Origin of the sequence: Bradyrhizobium sp. 482_C4_N1_8 (assembly GCF_052075965.1) — a bacterium.
GTDB lineage: Bacteria > Pseudomonadota > Alphaproteobacteria > Rhizobiales > Xanthobacteraceae > Bradyrhizobium > Bradyrhizobium barranii.
Genome location: NZ_CP197231.1, coordinates 7,342,722 through 7,358,101, shown reverse-complemented (window position 1 = coordinate 7,358,101; position 15,380 = coordinate 7,342,722). Strand labels below are relative to the sequence as shown.

The window sequence follows — 15,380 nt, the reverse complement described above, 5'->3', positions numbered from 1 at the left end:
ACTGGATGCCCCGCCTGCCGCCTACGCTAAAGCTTCGGCGCCCCTGGACCGCAGCCGCGGCGAAGCCTTGGCGTAGCCGGGTCGCGGGGCATGACAGCGGTGTGCCTCACAACTCCCGTGCATTCGAGAACGCGAAACTCGACACCCGTCTTGTCGTCTCATCCAAAATCAGCGTGCGCGTGATCGGCGGCTCGGCGCGCTGGGCGCAGTTTTCGCGTTCGCAGAGGCGGCAGTTGACGCCGATCGGCGTGCCCTCCGTTTTCTCCAAATCCAGGCCGGAGGCGTAGACGAGGCGGGCGGCGTGACGGATCTCGCAGCCGAGGCCGATGGCGAAGCGCGGCTGCGGCAGCGGATGCGGCGCGACGGGGCGTCGCACCATCTGCGCGATCGAGAAATAGCGCGTGCCGTCGGACAGCTCAATCACCTGCTTCAACAGGCGATCCGGCGTGTCGAAGGTCGAGTGCACGTTCCACAACGGACAGGTGCCGCCGAATTTCGAGAACGGGAACGTGCCGGACGAAAAGCGTTTCGACACGTTGCCGGCATTGTCGACGCGCAGCAGGAAGAACGGAATGCCGCGCGCGTTCGGCCGTTGCAGCGTGGTGAGGCGATGGCAGACCTGCTCGAAGCCGGAGTTGAAGCGCTGCGCCAGCACGTGGATGTCGTAGTTCAAGGCCTCCGCCGCGGCGAGGAAGGCCGGGTAGGGCATCATCACGGCCGCCGCAAAATAGTTGGCGAGCGTGATGCGGAACAGGCGGCGTGGCGCGTCGTCGAGCGGGCCGGCGCGGCCGATGATGGTCTCCAGGGCTTGCGCGCATTCGCCCAGGCCCAGCTGGAAGGCGAGCTGGAACGCGCGGCCGGGCGGATCGACCAGCTCGGAGATCAGGAGCTGGCGGCGATGGCGGTCGAAACGCCTGAGCGTCTCGCGCATCACGTCGACCGGCATGATGCGGGTCTGGATCGAATGCTTTTCGCGCAGGCGTGCGGATAGCGCGGCATAGAGCCCTTCGGCCGGCACGTTCAGTTCGTCGCGAAGCGTCTCCGCGGCCTGCTCCAGCTCCGGAAAATAATTGCGGTTGGCCTCGATCAGCTCGCGCACGCGCTCGACGGGATTGGCCTCATAGCGCGTGCCGACGTCGCGGTCGGCCATGTGCGCCGCGGCCAAGGTCTCGCCCTGGCGGGCCTCGGCATAGGCGGCATAGAGCCGTTGCAGCGCATGGGTGACGCCGGGACAGAGCTCGGCAAGGTCGCGCAGTTCCTGCTTGGGAACGTCGATCTGGCGGAACAGCGGATCGGAGAAGATCTCGTTCAGCTCGGCGAAGAAGCGGTCCTCGTCGGCGGTCGCGAGGTCGCGCAGGTCGAGGTCATAGGTCTCGGCCAGCCGCAGCAGGATCTGCGCCGTCACCGGGCGCTGGTTGCGCTCGATCAGGTTGACGTAGCTCGGCGAGATCCCGAGCCCCTCGGCGATCTGGGTCTGCGACAGCCCCAATTGCTGCCGGATCCGCCGGAAGCGCGGGCCGACGAACAGTTTTTTCCCTGATACGGCGGGCATTTTCAGATCTCCCAACGGAATAACAGGCACATCAAGGACAGTCTTGTTGACTCATATTCTTTACAAGATTTACAAAATAACATCTATTACATGTTCTGATGTTACATGACATCACCATTCGAATACAAGGCCTCTGTACGAACTTCGCTTTCTGGCGTTTAGCTCATGACACGCATTTCGCAATGCACTGTCAAAAATGTCGATGACAAGTTGAGTTGTCATCAGCGAAAGGATCGAGCAGATGAATTACCAGCCCCGTGGCATCAACGCCCTGCAGAGCCCGGCCTCGTATCAGAGCGAGATCGAGGCAGCCCAGGCGCTCCTCAAGACCCAGCCGACCTGGAACGGGGTGTCGGCCGAGGCCGTCGCGCGCATGCGCCTGCAGAACCGCTTCAAGACCGGCCTGGACATCGCCCGCTACACCGCGGCTTTGATGCGGGCCGACATGGCGGCCTATGACAACGATCCGACCAAGTACACCCAGTCGCTGGGCTGCTGGCACGGCTTCATCGCGCAGCAGAAGCTGATCTCGGTCAAGAAGCACTTCGGCGGCAAGACCGATCGCACCTATTTGTACCTGTCCGGCTGGATGATCGCGGCGCTGCGCTCCGAATTCGGCCCGCTGCCCGACCAGTCGATGCACGAGAAGACCTCGGTGCCCGCCCTGATCGAGGAGCTCTACACCTTCCTGCGCCAAGCCGACTCGCGTGAGCTGAACGACATCTTCCGCAGCCTCGATAAGGCGCGCAAGGAAGGCGACAAGACCAGGGAGAAGGAGCTGATCGAGAAGATCGACAACTTCCAGACCCATGTCGTGCCCGTCATCGCCGACATCGACGCGGGCTTCGGCAACGCGGAGGCGACCTATCTGCTCGCCAAGAAGATGATCGAAGCGGGCGCCTGCGCGCTCCAGATCGAGAACCAGGTCTCGGACGAAAAGCAGTGCGGTCACCAGGACGGCAAGGTCACCGTGCCGCACGAGGTGTTCCTGGCGAAGATCCGCGCCTGCCGCCACGCGTTCCTCGAGCTCGGCATCGAAGACGGTGTCGTCGTGACCCGTACCGACTCGCTCGGCGCCGGCCTGACGCAGCAGATCGCCGTCAGCCACAAGCCTGGCGACCTCGGTGATCAGTACAACAGCTTCCTGGATTGCGAGGAAATCACGCCGGAGAACGCCCGCAACGGCGACGTCATCATCAACCGTAACGGCAAGATGATGCGTCCGAAGCGGCTGCCTTCCAATCTCTACCAGTTCCGTCCCGGCACCGGCGAAGACCGCTGCGTGCTCGACAGCATCACCTCGCTGCAGAACGGAGCCGACCTGCTCTGGATCGAAACCGAGAAGCCGCATATCGAGCAGATCGCCAAGATGGTCGATCGGATCCGCAAGGTGGTTCCGAACGCGAAGCTCGCCTACAACAACTCGCCGTCGTTCAACTGGACCCTCAACTTCCGTTGGCAGGTCTACGACGCAATGAAGGAAGCCGGCCAGGACGTCAGCAAGTACAACCGTGCCGAGCTGATGAAGCCGGAATACGACGATACGCCGCTGGCGAAGGAAGCCGACGAGCGCATCCGCACCTTCCAGGCCGACTCAGCCAAGCGTGCCGGCATCTTCCATCACCTGATCACGTTGCCGACCTACCACACGGCGGCGCTCTCGACCGACAATCTGGCGAAGGAATATTTCGGCGACCAGGGCATGCTCGGCTACGTGAAGAACGTGCAGCGCGCCGAGATCCGCCAGGGTATCGCCTGCGCCAAGCATCAGAACATGGCCGGCTCCGACATCGGCGACGACCACAAGGAATACTTCGCCGGCGAGGCTGCCCTGAAGGCGGGCGGCGCCCACAATACGATGAACCAGTTCGGCTAACGTACCACGCTATTCGACAGGAGACTGACAATGACCAAAGGCAGCAATTTCTGGGTGATCGGCGGCGAGTTCGGTTCGATGAACTTCCACAAGCTCGTGGAAGGCTCGGCCCAGGTGCAGGGTCCGTTCAAGACCCGCAAGGAAGCCGAGGATGCCTGGCGCTCGGTCTCGGAAGAGAACCGCCACAAGGCCGGCGTCCGCTTCTCGATCGTGGAGGAGCCGTCGCGGGTTTCGGCCTGACAATCTGAACTAAGAAGACGTCCAAGGACGGAGGGTCCCATCCGGCGCAAGCCGGGTGGGATCGTCTGTTTCTGGGACAGGTCAATCGGCTGTGGGCGCCGTAAGTCTCTGGAATTGTGGACCCTTTGCGGAGGGTGTGGTTGCTGATAGGTTAATGGCGTAAAGTCGAGGACGAGGCCGACAATGTCAGAGCCTGAGACCAGCGGGACCCATCCCAGCCAGCCGCGCCCGGTGCGGCTGCGCGACGCGCTGCTGCGCGCACGGATCGAGGCCGCCGACCGGACCGGTGTGGTCGTCGATTTGCGCGACGCGGAGGTGGCGCGGCTGGAGATCCTCAATGACGCGCTCGATCCCCTGTTCGCGCAGGTGCCCGACCAGATCGACCTGTTCGATCGCGGCATCAGCCAGGGCGATACGCCCAGACTCTGGATCGATGTCGTCGCACACATCATGATGGGGCGCGACAAGCGGATGTACCGCTTCGTCCAGGACACCCGCTTCGGCCGCATCGTGCTCGCCGAATCGCACGACACCGCAATGATCGTCGAAGCCGTGACCGACTACGTCGCCCGCCGCATGATCGAGCGCGAGCACGCCATGGTGGTGCCATCAGAGCCGAAGCCCGCGGCCGCCGAGCCGCCGCGCCGCTCGCGCCTCTGGCCGTTCGTGTTCGGATTCATTTTCGGCGCGGCCGCCTTGTTCGGCCTCGCCGTGCTGGCGGCCCTGCGGAGCTGGTGAGACGCTCGCCGTCGTCATTGCGAGCGCGGCGAAGCAATCCAGGAATCTTTCCGCGGAGAAACTCTGGATTGCTTCGCGGAGCCTGTCATCGGGCCGCGCTTCGCGCGGACCCGTTGGCTCGCAATGACGGCGAACTAGATCAACCTTGCCTGCTTGATCTGCCGGATCTGAAATCCGGACCCGAGGCCCCGCACCGTCTGCTCGCAGCGCCAGCCGGCATTGTCTTTCTCGATCGTGAACAGGTTATACGCTGCCGCCGGGTAGCGCCCGTGGGCGAGCGCGGAGGCCGACGGCACGCCGACCGCGGGGATGTTGCCGTTGGGGCCCTCGAACCACATCGTCGAATGAATGTGGTCGTGCCCGTGCAGGATCAGCTCGACGCCGTGGCGCTTGATCAGTCCCAGCAGCGCACCCGCATCGGTCATCCGTTTCTGGCGCGCGCCGGACTTCAGGGGATGATGCACCAGCAGCACGCGGAAGGCGTCCTCGGCGGCGAGGCGGTCGAGGACCGCTTCGAGGGATGCGAGCTGATCGCGGCCGAGCGTACCCGTCGCCATCAGGGGCAGGGTCGGCACCGCCGTGGACAGGCTGATCAGCGCGAGCGGCCCGCGCCGGCGCAGCGAAGGAAAGCCGATGCTGCCGTCGTCGCCCGCAAGATAGGGTGCAAAGATCTCGCCGAATCGGTGAGAGGTGGCGTGGACATAGGCATCGTGATTGCCGGGAATGGTGGTGACGCGGTCGGGCGGACCGACGCCGTCGAGCCAGGCGCGCGCCGGCGCGAACTCCGCCTCCAGCGCCAGATTGACGAGATCGCCTGTGACCGCGATGTGGTCGGGCGTCTGCGCCTGGACGTCGGCGACGAGCGCGTCGAGCACCTCGCGGCGCTGGTATTTGTGGCGGTTGCGCGTCCAGTTGACGTAGCCGAGCGCGCGCTTGCCGGCGAGCTCGATCAGCCGTGGCTTCGGCAACGGGGGCAGATGCGGGTCGGACAGATGGGCGAGCGTGAAGGGGGCCATGGCGCGCGATTGCCTCGCTATTCGTCCGCTGTAATGGCAAGGTCGCGAGGACTGTGCAAGCGGGGCCCGGGCAGGGGCCTCTTGGGAGTCTTCTCGGGAGTTTTCTTGGGAGTTTCTTTGGGAGCCTGATGGGGGATCGTCTGAACAGCGTCCGACGGACATTCGAACCGCTGCTGCGGCGAATCTTCCACGCCTATTTCCTGCTTGTCCGCGGCATGACGCTCGGCGTTCGCGCCGTGGTGCTGGATTCCGAGAACCGCGTGTTCCTGGTCAGGCACAGCTACATCTCCGGCTGGTATCTGCCCGGCGGCGGCGTCGATCTCGGCGAGACCATGGAGCAGGCGATGCGGCGCGAGCTCAAGGAGGAAGGGGACATCGATCTCACCAGTGACGCGGTGCTGCACGGTATCTTCCTCAACAGCCACGTCTCCCGCCGCGACCACGTCGCGGTCTATGTCGTCAGGCAGTTCAAGCAGGATCGCCTCCCTGAGCCCAACCACGAGATCGTCGAATGCGGATTCTTCGCGATCAATGCGCTGCCCGAGGGCACCACACACGGCACGCGGCAAAGGCTCGCGGAAGTGCTGGACGGCAAGCCGCTGATCGCGACGTGGCGTTAAAGGAATTTGCCGCTTTAGCGATGTGACGTTGAAGCGATGTGACGTCGAAGCGGCCTGGCCGAATCCTCAAGCCCGAACCGGCTGCCCGATCCCCAGCAGGTTGCCTTCGCTGTCGCGGAACCAGGCGCCCCGCTCACCAGTACCCTTGCTCGGATAGTTTCCCGCGATCTCCGCAATTCCATCGACGGTCTTCAAGCTGGGCAAATCATAGTCCTCGAACGCCACGCCGCGTGTGCGAAGTTCGCGCACAGTTGCCTCGATATCCTCGACTTCCCACCCCATTTGCGTGTGCGTGCCGGATTGCGTGCCGGCCGAGACGAATATCGCAAACTCGCCGGCCGCACAGACGTAACGGAGCCCACCCTCGCGCTGTTCGACCGGCTCGAGCCCGAGCTTTTCCGAATAGAACGCCCGCGCACGGTCGAGGTCTTTGGCTGGAAGCCGGGTTGCCACCTTCGCGTTCTTCAGCATGCCCACTCTCCCTGTCTTTGCCTCGCGACGACGCTGGATTTCCTCGGCTACGCGCTCATGACTCGACGCCCTGACGGCCCTGCTTCGCCTGCAGCTCCAGCACCAGCAGGCTCTGCTCCTGGATCAGCGCGCAGTTCTGCCGCTCCAGCCTGTGCAGTCGCGCCGTCATGTTGTGCATGAACGCGAACACCACCAGGAACAGGGCGCCGAACATCACGACGAACGGAAACACGACGCCGGTCAGATGGCTGACCAGATAAGCCAGTGTCGGAAACAGCGTGAAGCCCGCGGGGATGATCGCCACCATGGACAGCATCAGGAAGTCATAGAGATCGAACTTGCCCTGCATCGTCTTGCGCAGCAGCACCAGCATGTAGATCAGCGCAAAGGCGGAGACGACGACGACCGTCTCCGGACTTGGAAGGGCATCTGTCACGGCTGCCTCCTCAGAATGTTCGACGAGATGATGAGACCACAAATCGGAACGGGGACGCTCGGCGTCATGACGCCCTCACGAGGCGCGCGAGCAGGATATAACCGAGGACGCGGATCATGTAGCTCGCCGACTTCAATCCGTCGATCGAGCTGACGCCGGTCTCCCGCGCCCGCATCTCGACCGGAACTTCGCTGACCGTGAGGCCTGCGCGCATGGCCCAGGCCAGCGAGATCGGCTCCGGAAAATCCGTCGGATACGCTTTTGCGAAGAAGGCGATGGCGGAACGGTCGAGCAAACGCATGCCGCTGGTCGGATCGGTGATGCGGCCGCCGCTGAAGAGGCCGTTGAGCGCAAGCACGATCAGCCTGATGCCGGCGCGCCGCATGCGCGTGGAGCAGAAACCGGCATGGTCGATGAAGCGGCTTCCGATGGTGATGTTGGTCGGGTCGTTGCGATAGGCCTCCAGAAGCGTCTCGATGGCGCGCGGATCATGCTGCCCGTCGCCGTCGATCTGGATGCAGAAATCAAAATCCTGACGCGCCGCGTATTTGATGCCGGTCTGCACGGCGCCGCCGATGCCGAGATTCTGCGCGAGGCGGGCGACCGGCGAGCGGCAGCTTGCCACCGCGGACGTCGCGTCCGACGAGCCGTCGTCGACGACCAGGGTGTGGTAGCCGCGGCCGGTCGCCGCGATCTCGCTCAGCAGGCCGCCGACCGAGGCCTCCTCGTTGAAGCAGGGAATGATGATGAGGACGCGCGACGTGCCCTGCTGCGGTGCGGCAGCACCGTTGCGGCACGTGTCAGTTGAACCCAAGCCCAGTCCCATATCGGCCACGTCCGCCTCACCTCCAGAATCCCCACTTTGCTATACTTGCCGGTGCTTTTCCTGTACAGGCGGCGGGCCATTTCAAGCTGCGGGGGCCGCCCGGCGAATGCCGATGAGAGCTGTCAAAGTATTTTTTTCAATTGTGTTTCTGGCAACTCTGGCCAGCAACATCAGGCTGACCTCGCATTGGAGCGAGAGCCGCGGCGTCTATGACGACATCTGCTATCTCAGGCAGGCGCATCTGTTTCAGCGCTTCGGCTGGCAAGGGCTCGACACCAGTCTCGCCCGTGAAACCGACGGCTATCTCGCGGCCAAGTTGCGCAGTATCGATTTTCCGAACTGGAACGAACCGACGCGGGCACCCTGCCACACCCAGACTGCCGACGGCAGCAAATGGGTGATGACGCCGCCGCCGGGCACGGGCTTCGTGCTGGCGCTGTTCCCGGAGGGGTTCCAGGTCGTTCCGCTCTATATGCTGGCCAACGCGATCGTCGCCGGCCTTGCGCTGTTCGGCTTGTGGCGGGCGCAGGAGAAGGTCGGCTTGACGCTCGCCGCATTGCTCGGCGCGCTCTCGATCTACTTCATGATCAATCCGACGAAGGCGAGCTATTCGATGGCGCCGACCATGGTCGTCTGCGCGCTGGCGGGTCTGTTCACCGCAAGACTGTTCGTCGATGAAGGCCGGCGCCGCCTGCTGATGGTCGCTGCCGTCGGCGTGCTGCTCGGCCTGTCCGCGAGCTTTCGGATCGCCAACGTGGTTCTGTCGGCCGGCTATTTCCTGTTCTTCGGATTGTCCTTCCTGATCCGGCGTAACCGCGAGACGTTCGTTTCGGGTCTCGCGCTCGGCCTTTCGTTCCTCGTCGGGCTGTTGCCGGTGTTCGCGGCGAACCTGGTCAATTCAGGCAATCCGCTGGTCTCGGCCTATGGCGGCCAGGATACGGCCCCGCCGAGCCTCGACCCGGCCGTGCTGCTGGCCTATCTCCGCGACACGCAGTTCCCGTTGATCGTGATCGCCTGCGTCGGGACCGCGCTGTTGTGGCGCTACGCCGGCCATGGTGGCGTCAGGAAACTCGCGTTGCTGGTGGCGGGCAATCTCGCGCTGAATCTGGCGTTCTTTGCCACGCATCCGGTCTTCACGCAGTACTATGTCATCCCGATCCTGATGCTGTCGCTCTGGACGCTGCTGTTCGCGGCGGTCCTCAGTCGCGGTCCGGCACAGGGTTTTATCGCCCACGAGGCCGATGGACCGCGGCCGTCTGAGATGTTATCCCGCATCTCGCATTGACGCGTTTTCCTGACGCGAACCTGAAACCACTTCGCTCGAAGACGCATGCCGACATGACCGATCTCTCGCTCACCATCCTTCCGGAAGCCGCCGGCGACGCCCAGGCGATCGAACGGCTGCACGAGCGCACCTTCGGCCCCGGCCGTTTCGTGCTCAGCGCTTACCGCATTCGCGAGCATGTCGACCATCTGCTCGAATTGTCTTTCACCGCCCGCATCGGTACGCTGCTGGTCGGCTCGGTCAGGCAATTGCCGGTGCTGGTCGGCGAAACGCAGGCCCTGCTGCTCGGACCGCTCACCGTCGAGCCGCCGTTCCGCGACCGCGGCATCGGCCGTCTCCTGATGGAGCGCGCGCTGAAGGACGCCAAGGAGAAAGGTCACCGCCTGGTGCTGCTGGTCGGCGACGAGCCCTATTACAGCCGCGTCGGCTTCAAGCCGGTGCCGAAGGGCCGCGTCACCATGCCGGGCCCGGTCGACGCCGCGCGCGTGCTGGTGTTCGAGCTCGTCGACGGCGCTTTCGAGGGCGTGTCGGGGCAGGTAACGCCTGACTGGAGCAAGGCGCGAGGCTAGGGCTACGATACCTCTTGCGGAGTATCCATGATGCAGGTGCGGCCCGCTGATGCCGGTGAAGTCGATCATCTCGCTCAGCTGTGGCACGATGCCTGGCATGGGTCGCATGCCTCGCTTGCGCCGCAAGAACTGGTCCGCCTTCGCACGCTCCCGAATTTTCGCGATCGGCTGGCGGTCATGCTTCCCGACATCCGCGTCGTCGGCCCGGCCGGCGCGCCGCTCGGCTTCTGCGCCGTCAGGGCTGACGAATTGTATCAGCTCTTCGTATCGCCGAAGGCGCACGGCGCGGGCGTGGCCGCGGCGCTGATCTCCGACGCAGAGGCCCGCCTTGCCGCGCGCGGCGTGGAGCTGGCGTGGCTCGCCTGCGCCGTCGGCAACGCGCGCGCTGCGCGGTTCTACGAGAAGAGCGGTTGGCGCAACGCCGGCACCTTCGTGATGATGACGGACACCTCGAACGGGCCGTTCCCCGTCGATCAATGGCGCTTCGAGAAGCGGCTGACGCGCAGCCCGTAGCCCGGATTTCGCTCCGCTCCATCCGGGCTACGGTTCACTCAACGCGCATGTGCCGGGGCCCGCGGGCCCCGGCTGTCGCAAGGCTAGAACTTGAAGTTGGCAAACGCCCGCACGCCGATGCCGGGCATCAGAACCTCGTCCTTGGTGTAGGACACCGAGTTGCGGATGTTTTCGTTGAGGAGATTGTTGCCGACGATGCCGGCCGTCATCTCGCGCGCGCCGAACAGACGCGGATCGAGCTTGGTCTTGTAGCTGACCTCGGCCTTCAGCAAATTGTAGCCCGGCGTTGGCGTCTCCGCGATCACGGCGACGTTGTTCTGCGCGAACGCGTGCAACAGGTTGACGCGCATCAACCAGTTGTCGTCGCGCCAGAACACGCCGCCGCCTATCCGCAGCGGCGGAATGCGCGGCACGTTGGTGCCGTCGGTGAAGGTGGCGCGCACCACGTCGAACTGGTTCTCGATGCCCCAGATGCCGCCCTGGAATGCGCCGACGTCGAGCTGCGACTGGAATTCGCCGCCGCGGAAATTGGCATTGCGTTGCGAATAGACGGCCTGGTTCAACTCGGCGCCCGGCGTGCCGCAGGACGCGAAACTGTCGTCGCACATCACGCCGGTGAGGCGGCGAAAGATGAAATTGTCGAAATGCGTGTAGTAGACGGTCGCCTCGAACCGGAACGGCCCCGTCGCCTTGCGCAGTCCAACCTCGACCGACTCAGCGGTCTCGATCGTGAGGTTCGGATTGCCGATGTCGAACGTCGCGGTCGCATCATGCGCACCGCGCGAGAACAGTTCGGCCGGCTTCGGCGCGCGCTCGACATATTGTGCGGTGATGCTGCCGACCATGCCGCCCGGCAGGTCCTGCAACAGGCCGATGCTGCCGCTCTTCGGCGTGAAGGACGGATTGCGTGCGATGCCCACCTGCGGCGTGCCGTCGGGTAGATAATCCGGCGGGAAGTTCGGCGTCGTGCCGTGCAGCTCGACATGCTCGATGCGGCCGGCGATCTGGGCTCGCGTCGCGTCCGTGAACTTGAACTCGTTGAAGGCGTAAGCGGCAACGCGGGTGTTGTTGTTGGGGTCCCACAGGCCGTTGAACAGCGTACCGGGATTGTCAGGGCTCGGCGCGGTCAATTCCTGATGGCCGACCTGAAAGCCCAGCGCCGTCGTCACCTCGGCGAAGCGCGCGTTGAACGGCATCAACTGCACCTCGGTGCGGATCTCCTGCTCCTTGTTGGTGAAGGTCTGCCGCACACCGTCGGTGTTGGGATCGGCGGGATCGGCAAGGCCGATCTCGTTGTGTCGATAATCCGTGGTGCCAGCCCAGAAGCGGATGGTGTCGATCGCGGCGGCATCGGGCCGGTACTCGCCCTTGACGTTGATCTTGGTCTGGTGCGCGTCGATCCGGGTGTTGTGGTCGGCGCCGTCGATGCCGGGGATATGGTAGAGCGAGTCGTTCTGCGTGATCGACGCGCCGATATAGCCGCCCTGGAAGAAGTAGGAGCCGCCGATCGAGGCGCCGTCCGTGCGCGACGCCGAATTGGGCTGGCGCCCGTTTGTGATGGTCCGGGTCTGGTCGGTCAAATAGGGGTAGCTCGGGATGCCGTAATCCGTCGTGTTGCGGCCGTAGACGTCGGCATGGAACGCGAAATTGCCGGCGCCGGTGTCGAGCAGCACGCCGCTCTCGACACCGCGATCGACCGAGCTGAACGCGGAACGCGTCTCGGCCGTGACGCAGGGCGATGTCCCAGCGGTTGCGAGTGGCGCCTTCACCGGCATGCCATAACTCTGGAACGGCTGGGCACCGCAGGTTGGCAGCGCGTCCGGAATCCGGTTGTTGGTCGCGCTGACGACGCCGCCGATCGAGGTCGATCCATAGCGCAAGGCGGCCGGCCCGCGCACCACTTCGACCTGATTGGTCGCGAGCGTATCGATCGGGACGAAGTGATCCTCGCCGAGATCGGATGCGCCGTTCGCATTGGTGCCGTTCTCGACGATGCCGACGCGGTTGACGTCGAGGCCCCGGATGATCGGCCGGCTTGAGGCGCCAGGTGCGAAGCTCGAGCCGGTGATGCCGGGCTTGGAGAACAGGAGATCGCCGAGCTGGCCGCCGCCCTCGCGGCGGATCTCCTCGTTCGGCACCACGGTGACGGTGGCGAACTGGTTGGTGACGATTGGCAGCACGCCCTGCTGGGGCGTGGCGGCCGTCGCTGGCGCCGCCGGCGTTGCTTCCGCCGCGCGTTGCTGGCCGCGCGACCGTCCGGTGCGCGCGACATGGACCGGGCTGCGGGTCGGCACCACCCTGCGCACGATCGGGCTCGGCGCCGTCACGGTGACGGCGGGGATCTCGGTCGATGATTTATCTTGCGCAGGCTGTTGTACCGGCTCTTGGGCGAGCGCCGATGTGGCGGCGGCGCCGAGCAGGAGCAGGCTTGCTCCACCCAGACGCTGCGCGCGTCGCAATTCAAATGACATAGTCCTGATTCCAGTCAGGCGCCGTCCGCAAGATTTGGTGCTGATCGGAGGCGGCCTGCCGTCGCAGCGCGACGGAATTCGACTTCAACTTCTCCCGTGCGTTCGCCGGAAAGCGGCGAGCCGGGCGTGATCAAGTGATGTCTGGAGTCAGGACGCGGGAGGGGCGCGGGGCTGGAACGCCGTGCCGGCCGATTTCAGATGGACGAATTCGGCATCGGTGGTGAGCTGAAGCAGCTCGATCGCCTGCGGCAGCAGGAGCACAGGCGGCGTCGCGGATACGACGGTACCCGCCATCGCGACCACGGCGCAGATCGCGCAATTGTCCTCGCCCGGCTGCTCCCGGTCGGGGCCGGCGGGCGATTGCTTCTGGACCGCGGCGCGGTCGATCGAAGCGATGCTCTTGCCGCTGTCGGTCTGCTGGAGCGAGGACTGTGCGAGGGGCGCGGCCTGGGCGATCCAATGGCTGTGGCCGAACGTCAACGCGAACTGCACCAGCATCGCGAACAACGCGAGCCGGGCGCCGTGCCTGATATTCGACCGGAACCACTTCATCTGGAAAAGCCACCCCACATCGCGAGGCGCCGATCCCCTCGGCTTCCTGCGATGTTATAATGTAACATCGCAGGAACGGTCTGCTTATGTCAACGGAAGTCAAACGATCTCGCGCGGGTGGCCGCGCGATGTGTCGTTCAGGCAACTAGCGCCCTTCGCGGACCCAGGTCGCGGCAAACGCGCCGAGCAGCAGCAACAGGCCGATCAGGCCGGCGAAGATCGGCAGCACGCCGACGCCCTTCACGACGCTGGCGTCGCGCATCCGCACGCCCATCCAGCCATCGCCAGCGAAGACGCTCGCCGAACGCACCGGCACGATGCGCGGTAGCTCGACGCTGGTGCCGTCGACCACGCGCACGGCATTGCCGCCGGTCGCCTGCGTCAGCGGCTTCAGGGTTTCGGTCGTCGAGGTGACTTCCGAAAACTCCTTCGGATTGGTCGGGCCGACATTGATCAGCGCCTTCAGTGTGCCGTCGGTCGCCTGCCACAGGCCGAGCTCGCTGGCCGGCAGGCTGGCGCGCCACTCGCCGGGATCGGCAGGGCTGAGCGTCAGGTCCTGCGATACGCCGGACGGCGAGGTCACGCTGACCGGCTGGACACTGTCCGACATGGTCTGGCGCACCACGACGAGGTCCTTGCCCTGCACCTGGAGGCGCAGCGCCTCTTCATCGAGGTCCGGCTGCTTCATCAGCCAGTGCGACATCCGCCGCAGCAGGTCAAGATGCGGGCCGCCGCCTTCATAGCCGCGCGCCCACAGCCAGATATGGTCGGAGAGCAAGAGCGCGACGCGGCCCTCGCCGAAGCGCGACAGGAACAGGAGCGGCTTGCCGTCGACGCCCGTCATCACCGGCGGGTTGACCGCATTGCGGGTGTCGACGGTGCGGAAGAAGCGGCTCCAGCGCGGCGGTTCGCTCGCGGAGCCCTCGAGGCCGCGCGTGACCGGATGGCGTTTTCCGATCTCCGACAGATGCGCATAGAACGGCTTTTCCGTCACGCCGACCGGCTCAGCCGGCAGCACCGAATCCAGCGGCGTGCGCCAGATGCTGGTGTTGGAGGCATAGTCGGGGCCGGCCGAGACCAGCACCGCGCCGCCCGCACGGACGTAGCGCGCGATGTTGTCGAAATAGGCGATCGGCAGCACGCCCTGGCGGGCGTAGCGGTCGAAGATGATCAGCTGGAATTCGTTGATCTTCTGCTGGAACAGCTCGCGGGTCGGAAACGCGATCAGCGACAGCTCGTTGATCGGCGTGCCGTCCTGCTTCTCCGGCGGACGCAGAATGGTGAAGTGCACGAGGTCGACGCTGGCGTCGGACTTCAGCAGGTTGCGCCAGGTGCGCTCGCCGGAATGTGGTTCGCCCGAGACCAGCAGCACGCGCAGCTTGTCGCGCACGCCGTCGATGGCGACGACCGCGCGGTTGTTCACCGGCGTCAGCTCTTTCTCGAGCGGCGAGGCCTCGATCTCGACGATGTTGGGGCCGGCATGCTTGATGTCGACGTCGACGCTTGCGCTCTGGCCGCTCGATAGCGTGCGCTCGCCCAGGACCTCGCCGTCCCTGCGGATCGTGACCTTGGCGCGCTCGCCGGTGACGCCCTGGTCGTCGAGGCGGTAGGTGATGGTCTGGGTCTGTCCGACGATGCCGAAGCGCGGCGCGGCCGTGATCGCAATGCGGCGGTCGCGCTCGTCCTTCTGCCCGGTGATCAGCGCGTGCACCGGCGCCTGGAAGCCGAGCCCGGCGGTATTGGCCGGGATGTCGTGGACCCGGCCGTCGGTGATCAGGAACGCGCCGGCGACGCGGTCGACCGGCACGTCCGACAGCGCGGTGGCCAGCGCCCCGAACAGTTTTGTGCCGTCGGTCTCGCCATCGGCCTGTCCGGCGTCGACGACGCGGACCTCGAGGCCCTTGATCTTCTTCAGGCTGTCGACCAGCGCTTCCTGCGCTTGCGCGGCCTCGCGATTGCGGTTGCCGAAATTCTGGCTCGGGCTCTTGTCGATCACGACGGCGGCGACCGAGGTGAGGGGATCGCGGTCCTCGCGGGTGAAGGAGGGATTGGCGAGCGCCAGCAGGAACAGCGCCAGCGCGGCCACGCGCACGGCTGCACCGCGCGCACGCGCCACCAGCAGCACGAGCGCAACGACGACGATCGCGGCGAGCGCGAGCCACAGGACGATCGTGGGAACAAGCGGCGTGAACGCAATGCCGTAATTCATGTCGAT

Annotated in this window: 15 protein-coding genes; 7 read left to right on the top strand and 8 right to left on the bottom strand. The window is 65.2% G+C overall.

Going from position 1 to position 15,380, the window contains the following annotated elements; translation table 11 throughout:
- Positions 1–106: 106 nt before the first annotated feature.
- On the bottom strand, positions 107–1,552 hold the full coding sequence (locus AB7Z56_RS34875; RefSeq protein WP_063985175.1) for a helix-turn-helix domain-containing protein: 1,446 nt from the start codon (positions 1,550–1,552) through the stop codon (positions 107–109).
- A gap of 241 nt (positions 1,553–1,793) precedes the next feature.
- Between AB7Z56_RS34875 and AB7Z56_RS34870 the strand changes: the two genes are divergently transcribed.
- The 3 genes from AB7Z56_RS34870 to AB7Z56_RS34860 all read left to right on the top strand — a co-directional run bounded on the left by AB7Z56_RS34870 (position 1,794) and on the right by AB7Z56_RS34860 (position 4,406).
- Positions 1,794–3,428, top strand: a complete 1,635-nt coding sequence (locus AB7Z56_RS34870; protein ID WP_063985174.1) for an isocitrate lyase — start codon at positions 1,794–1,796, stop codon at positions 3,426–3,428.
- Positions 3,429–3,458: 30 nt separating this feature from the next.
- Positions 3,459–3,668 (top strand): DUF4170 domain-containing protein, encoded by a 210-nt coding sequence (locus AB7Z56_RS34865; protein ID WP_008137787.1) that lies wholly within the window; start codon positions 3,459–3,461, stop codon positions 3,666–3,668.
- A gap of 183 nt (positions 3,669–3,851) precedes the next feature.
- Complete coding sequence (locus AB7Z56_RS34860; RefSeq protein WP_028148626.1) at positions 3,852–4,406, top strand: hypothetical protein; 555 nt, start codon at positions 3,852–3,854, stop codon at positions 4,404–4,406.
- 134 nt (positions 4,407–4,540) lie between these two features.
- Here the strand turns inward: AB7Z56_RS34860 and AB7Z56_RS34855 are convergent, their stop codons facing one another.
- Entirely contained in the window at positions 4,541–5,422 is an 882-nt protein-coding gene (locus AB7Z56_RS34855; protein ID WP_063985173.1) for a metallophosphoesterase family protein, read from the bottom strand.
- A 128-nt stretch (positions 5,423–5,550) separates the two neighbouring features.
- Between AB7Z56_RS34855 and AB7Z56_RS34850 the strand changes: the two genes are divergently transcribed.
- Positions 5,551–6,042: an NUDIX domain-containing protein gene (locus tag AB7Z56_RS34850; RefSeq protein ID WP_063985172.1), complete on the top strand. Its 492-nt coding sequence runs from the start codon at positions 5,551–5,553 to the stop codon at positions 6,040–6,042.
- A gap of 66 nt (positions 6,043–6,108) precedes the next feature.
- Here the strand turns inward: AB7Z56_RS34850 and AB7Z56_RS34845 are convergent, their stop codons facing one another.
- The 3 genes from AB7Z56_RS34845 to AB7Z56_RS34835 form a co-directional block, all read right to left on the bottom strand.
- Positions 6,109–6,513: a VOC family protein gene (locus AB7Z56_RS34845; RefSeq protein ID WP_063985171.1), complete on the bottom strand. Its 405-nt coding sequence runs from the start codon at positions 6,511–6,513 to the stop codon at positions 6,109–6,111.
- A 55-nt stretch (positions 6,514–6,568) separates the two neighbouring features.
- Positions 6,569–6,949 (bottom strand): DUF2304 domain-containing protein, encoded by a 381-nt coding sequence (locus AB7Z56_RS34840; RefSeq protein WP_063985170.1) that lies wholly within the window; start codon positions 6,947–6,949, stop codon positions 6,569–6,571.
- Between the two features lie 64 nt (positions 6,950–7,013).
- Positions 7,014–7,763 carry a glycosyltransferase family 2 protein gene (locus AB7Z56_RS34835; protein ID WP_063986636.1) on the bottom strand — a complete coding sequence of 250 codons (750 nt, stop codon included), beginning with the start codon at positions 7,761–7,763 and terminating at the stop codon, positions 7,014–7,016.
- 124 nt (positions 7,764–7,887) lie between these two features.
- Between AB7Z56_RS34835 and AB7Z56_RS34830 the strand changes: the two genes are divergently transcribed.
- Genes AB7Z56_RS34830 through AB7Z56_RS34820 form a run of 3 tightly spaced genes read left to right on the top strand, consistent with a single transcriptional unit; the run spans position 7,888 to position 10,142 of the window.
- A complete protein-coding gene (locus AB7Z56_RS34830; protein WP_441256747.1) occupies positions 7,888–9,060 on the top strand; it encodes a hypothetical protein in 1,173 nt (390 codons plus the stop codon).
- A gap of 53 nt (positions 9,061–9,113) precedes the next feature.
- Positions 9,114–9,629, top strand: coding sequence for a GNAT family N-acetyltransferase (locus AB7Z56_RS34825; RefSeq protein ID WP_063986635.1), 516 nt, complete (start codon positions 9,114–9,116; stop codon positions 9,627–9,629).
- 30 nt (positions 9,630–9,659) lie between these two features.
- Positions 9,660–10,142, top strand: a complete 483-nt coding sequence (locus tag AB7Z56_RS34820; RefSeq protein ID WP_063986634.1) for a GNAT family N-acetyltransferase — start codon at positions 9,660–9,662, stop codon at positions 10,140–10,142.
- A gap of 83 nt (positions 10,143–10,225) precedes the next feature.
- On the opposite strand, the gene AB7Z56_RS34815 is transcribed toward AB7Z56_RS34820, so the two are convergent.
- The 3 genes from AB7Z56_RS34815 to AB7Z56_RS34805 all read right to left on the bottom strand — a co-directional run bounded on the left by AB7Z56_RS34815 (position 10,226) and on the right by AB7Z56_RS34805 (position 15,374).
- Positions 10,226–12,613 carry a TonB-dependent receptor gene (locus AB7Z56_RS34815; RefSeq protein WP_063985168.1) on the bottom strand — a complete coding sequence of 796 codons (2,388 nt, stop codon included), beginning with the start codon at positions 12,611–12,613 and terminating at the stop codon, positions 10,226–10,228.
- A 147-nt stretch (positions 12,614–12,760) separates the two neighbouring features.
- Positions 12,761–13,165 (bottom strand): DUF2946 domain-containing protein, encoded by a 405-nt coding sequence (locus AB7Z56_RS34810; RefSeq protein WP_354233795.1) that lies wholly within the window; start codon positions 13,163–13,165, stop codon positions 12,761–12,763.
- A 145-nt stretch (positions 13,166–13,310) separates the two neighbouring features.
- On the bottom strand, positions 13,311–15,374 hold the full coding sequence (locus tag AB7Z56_RS34805) for a hypothetical protein (protein ID WP_063985166.1): 2,064 nt from the start codon (positions 15,372–15,374) through the stop codon (positions 13,311–13,313).
- Between the last annotated feature and the right edge of the window lie 6 nt (positions 15,375–15,380).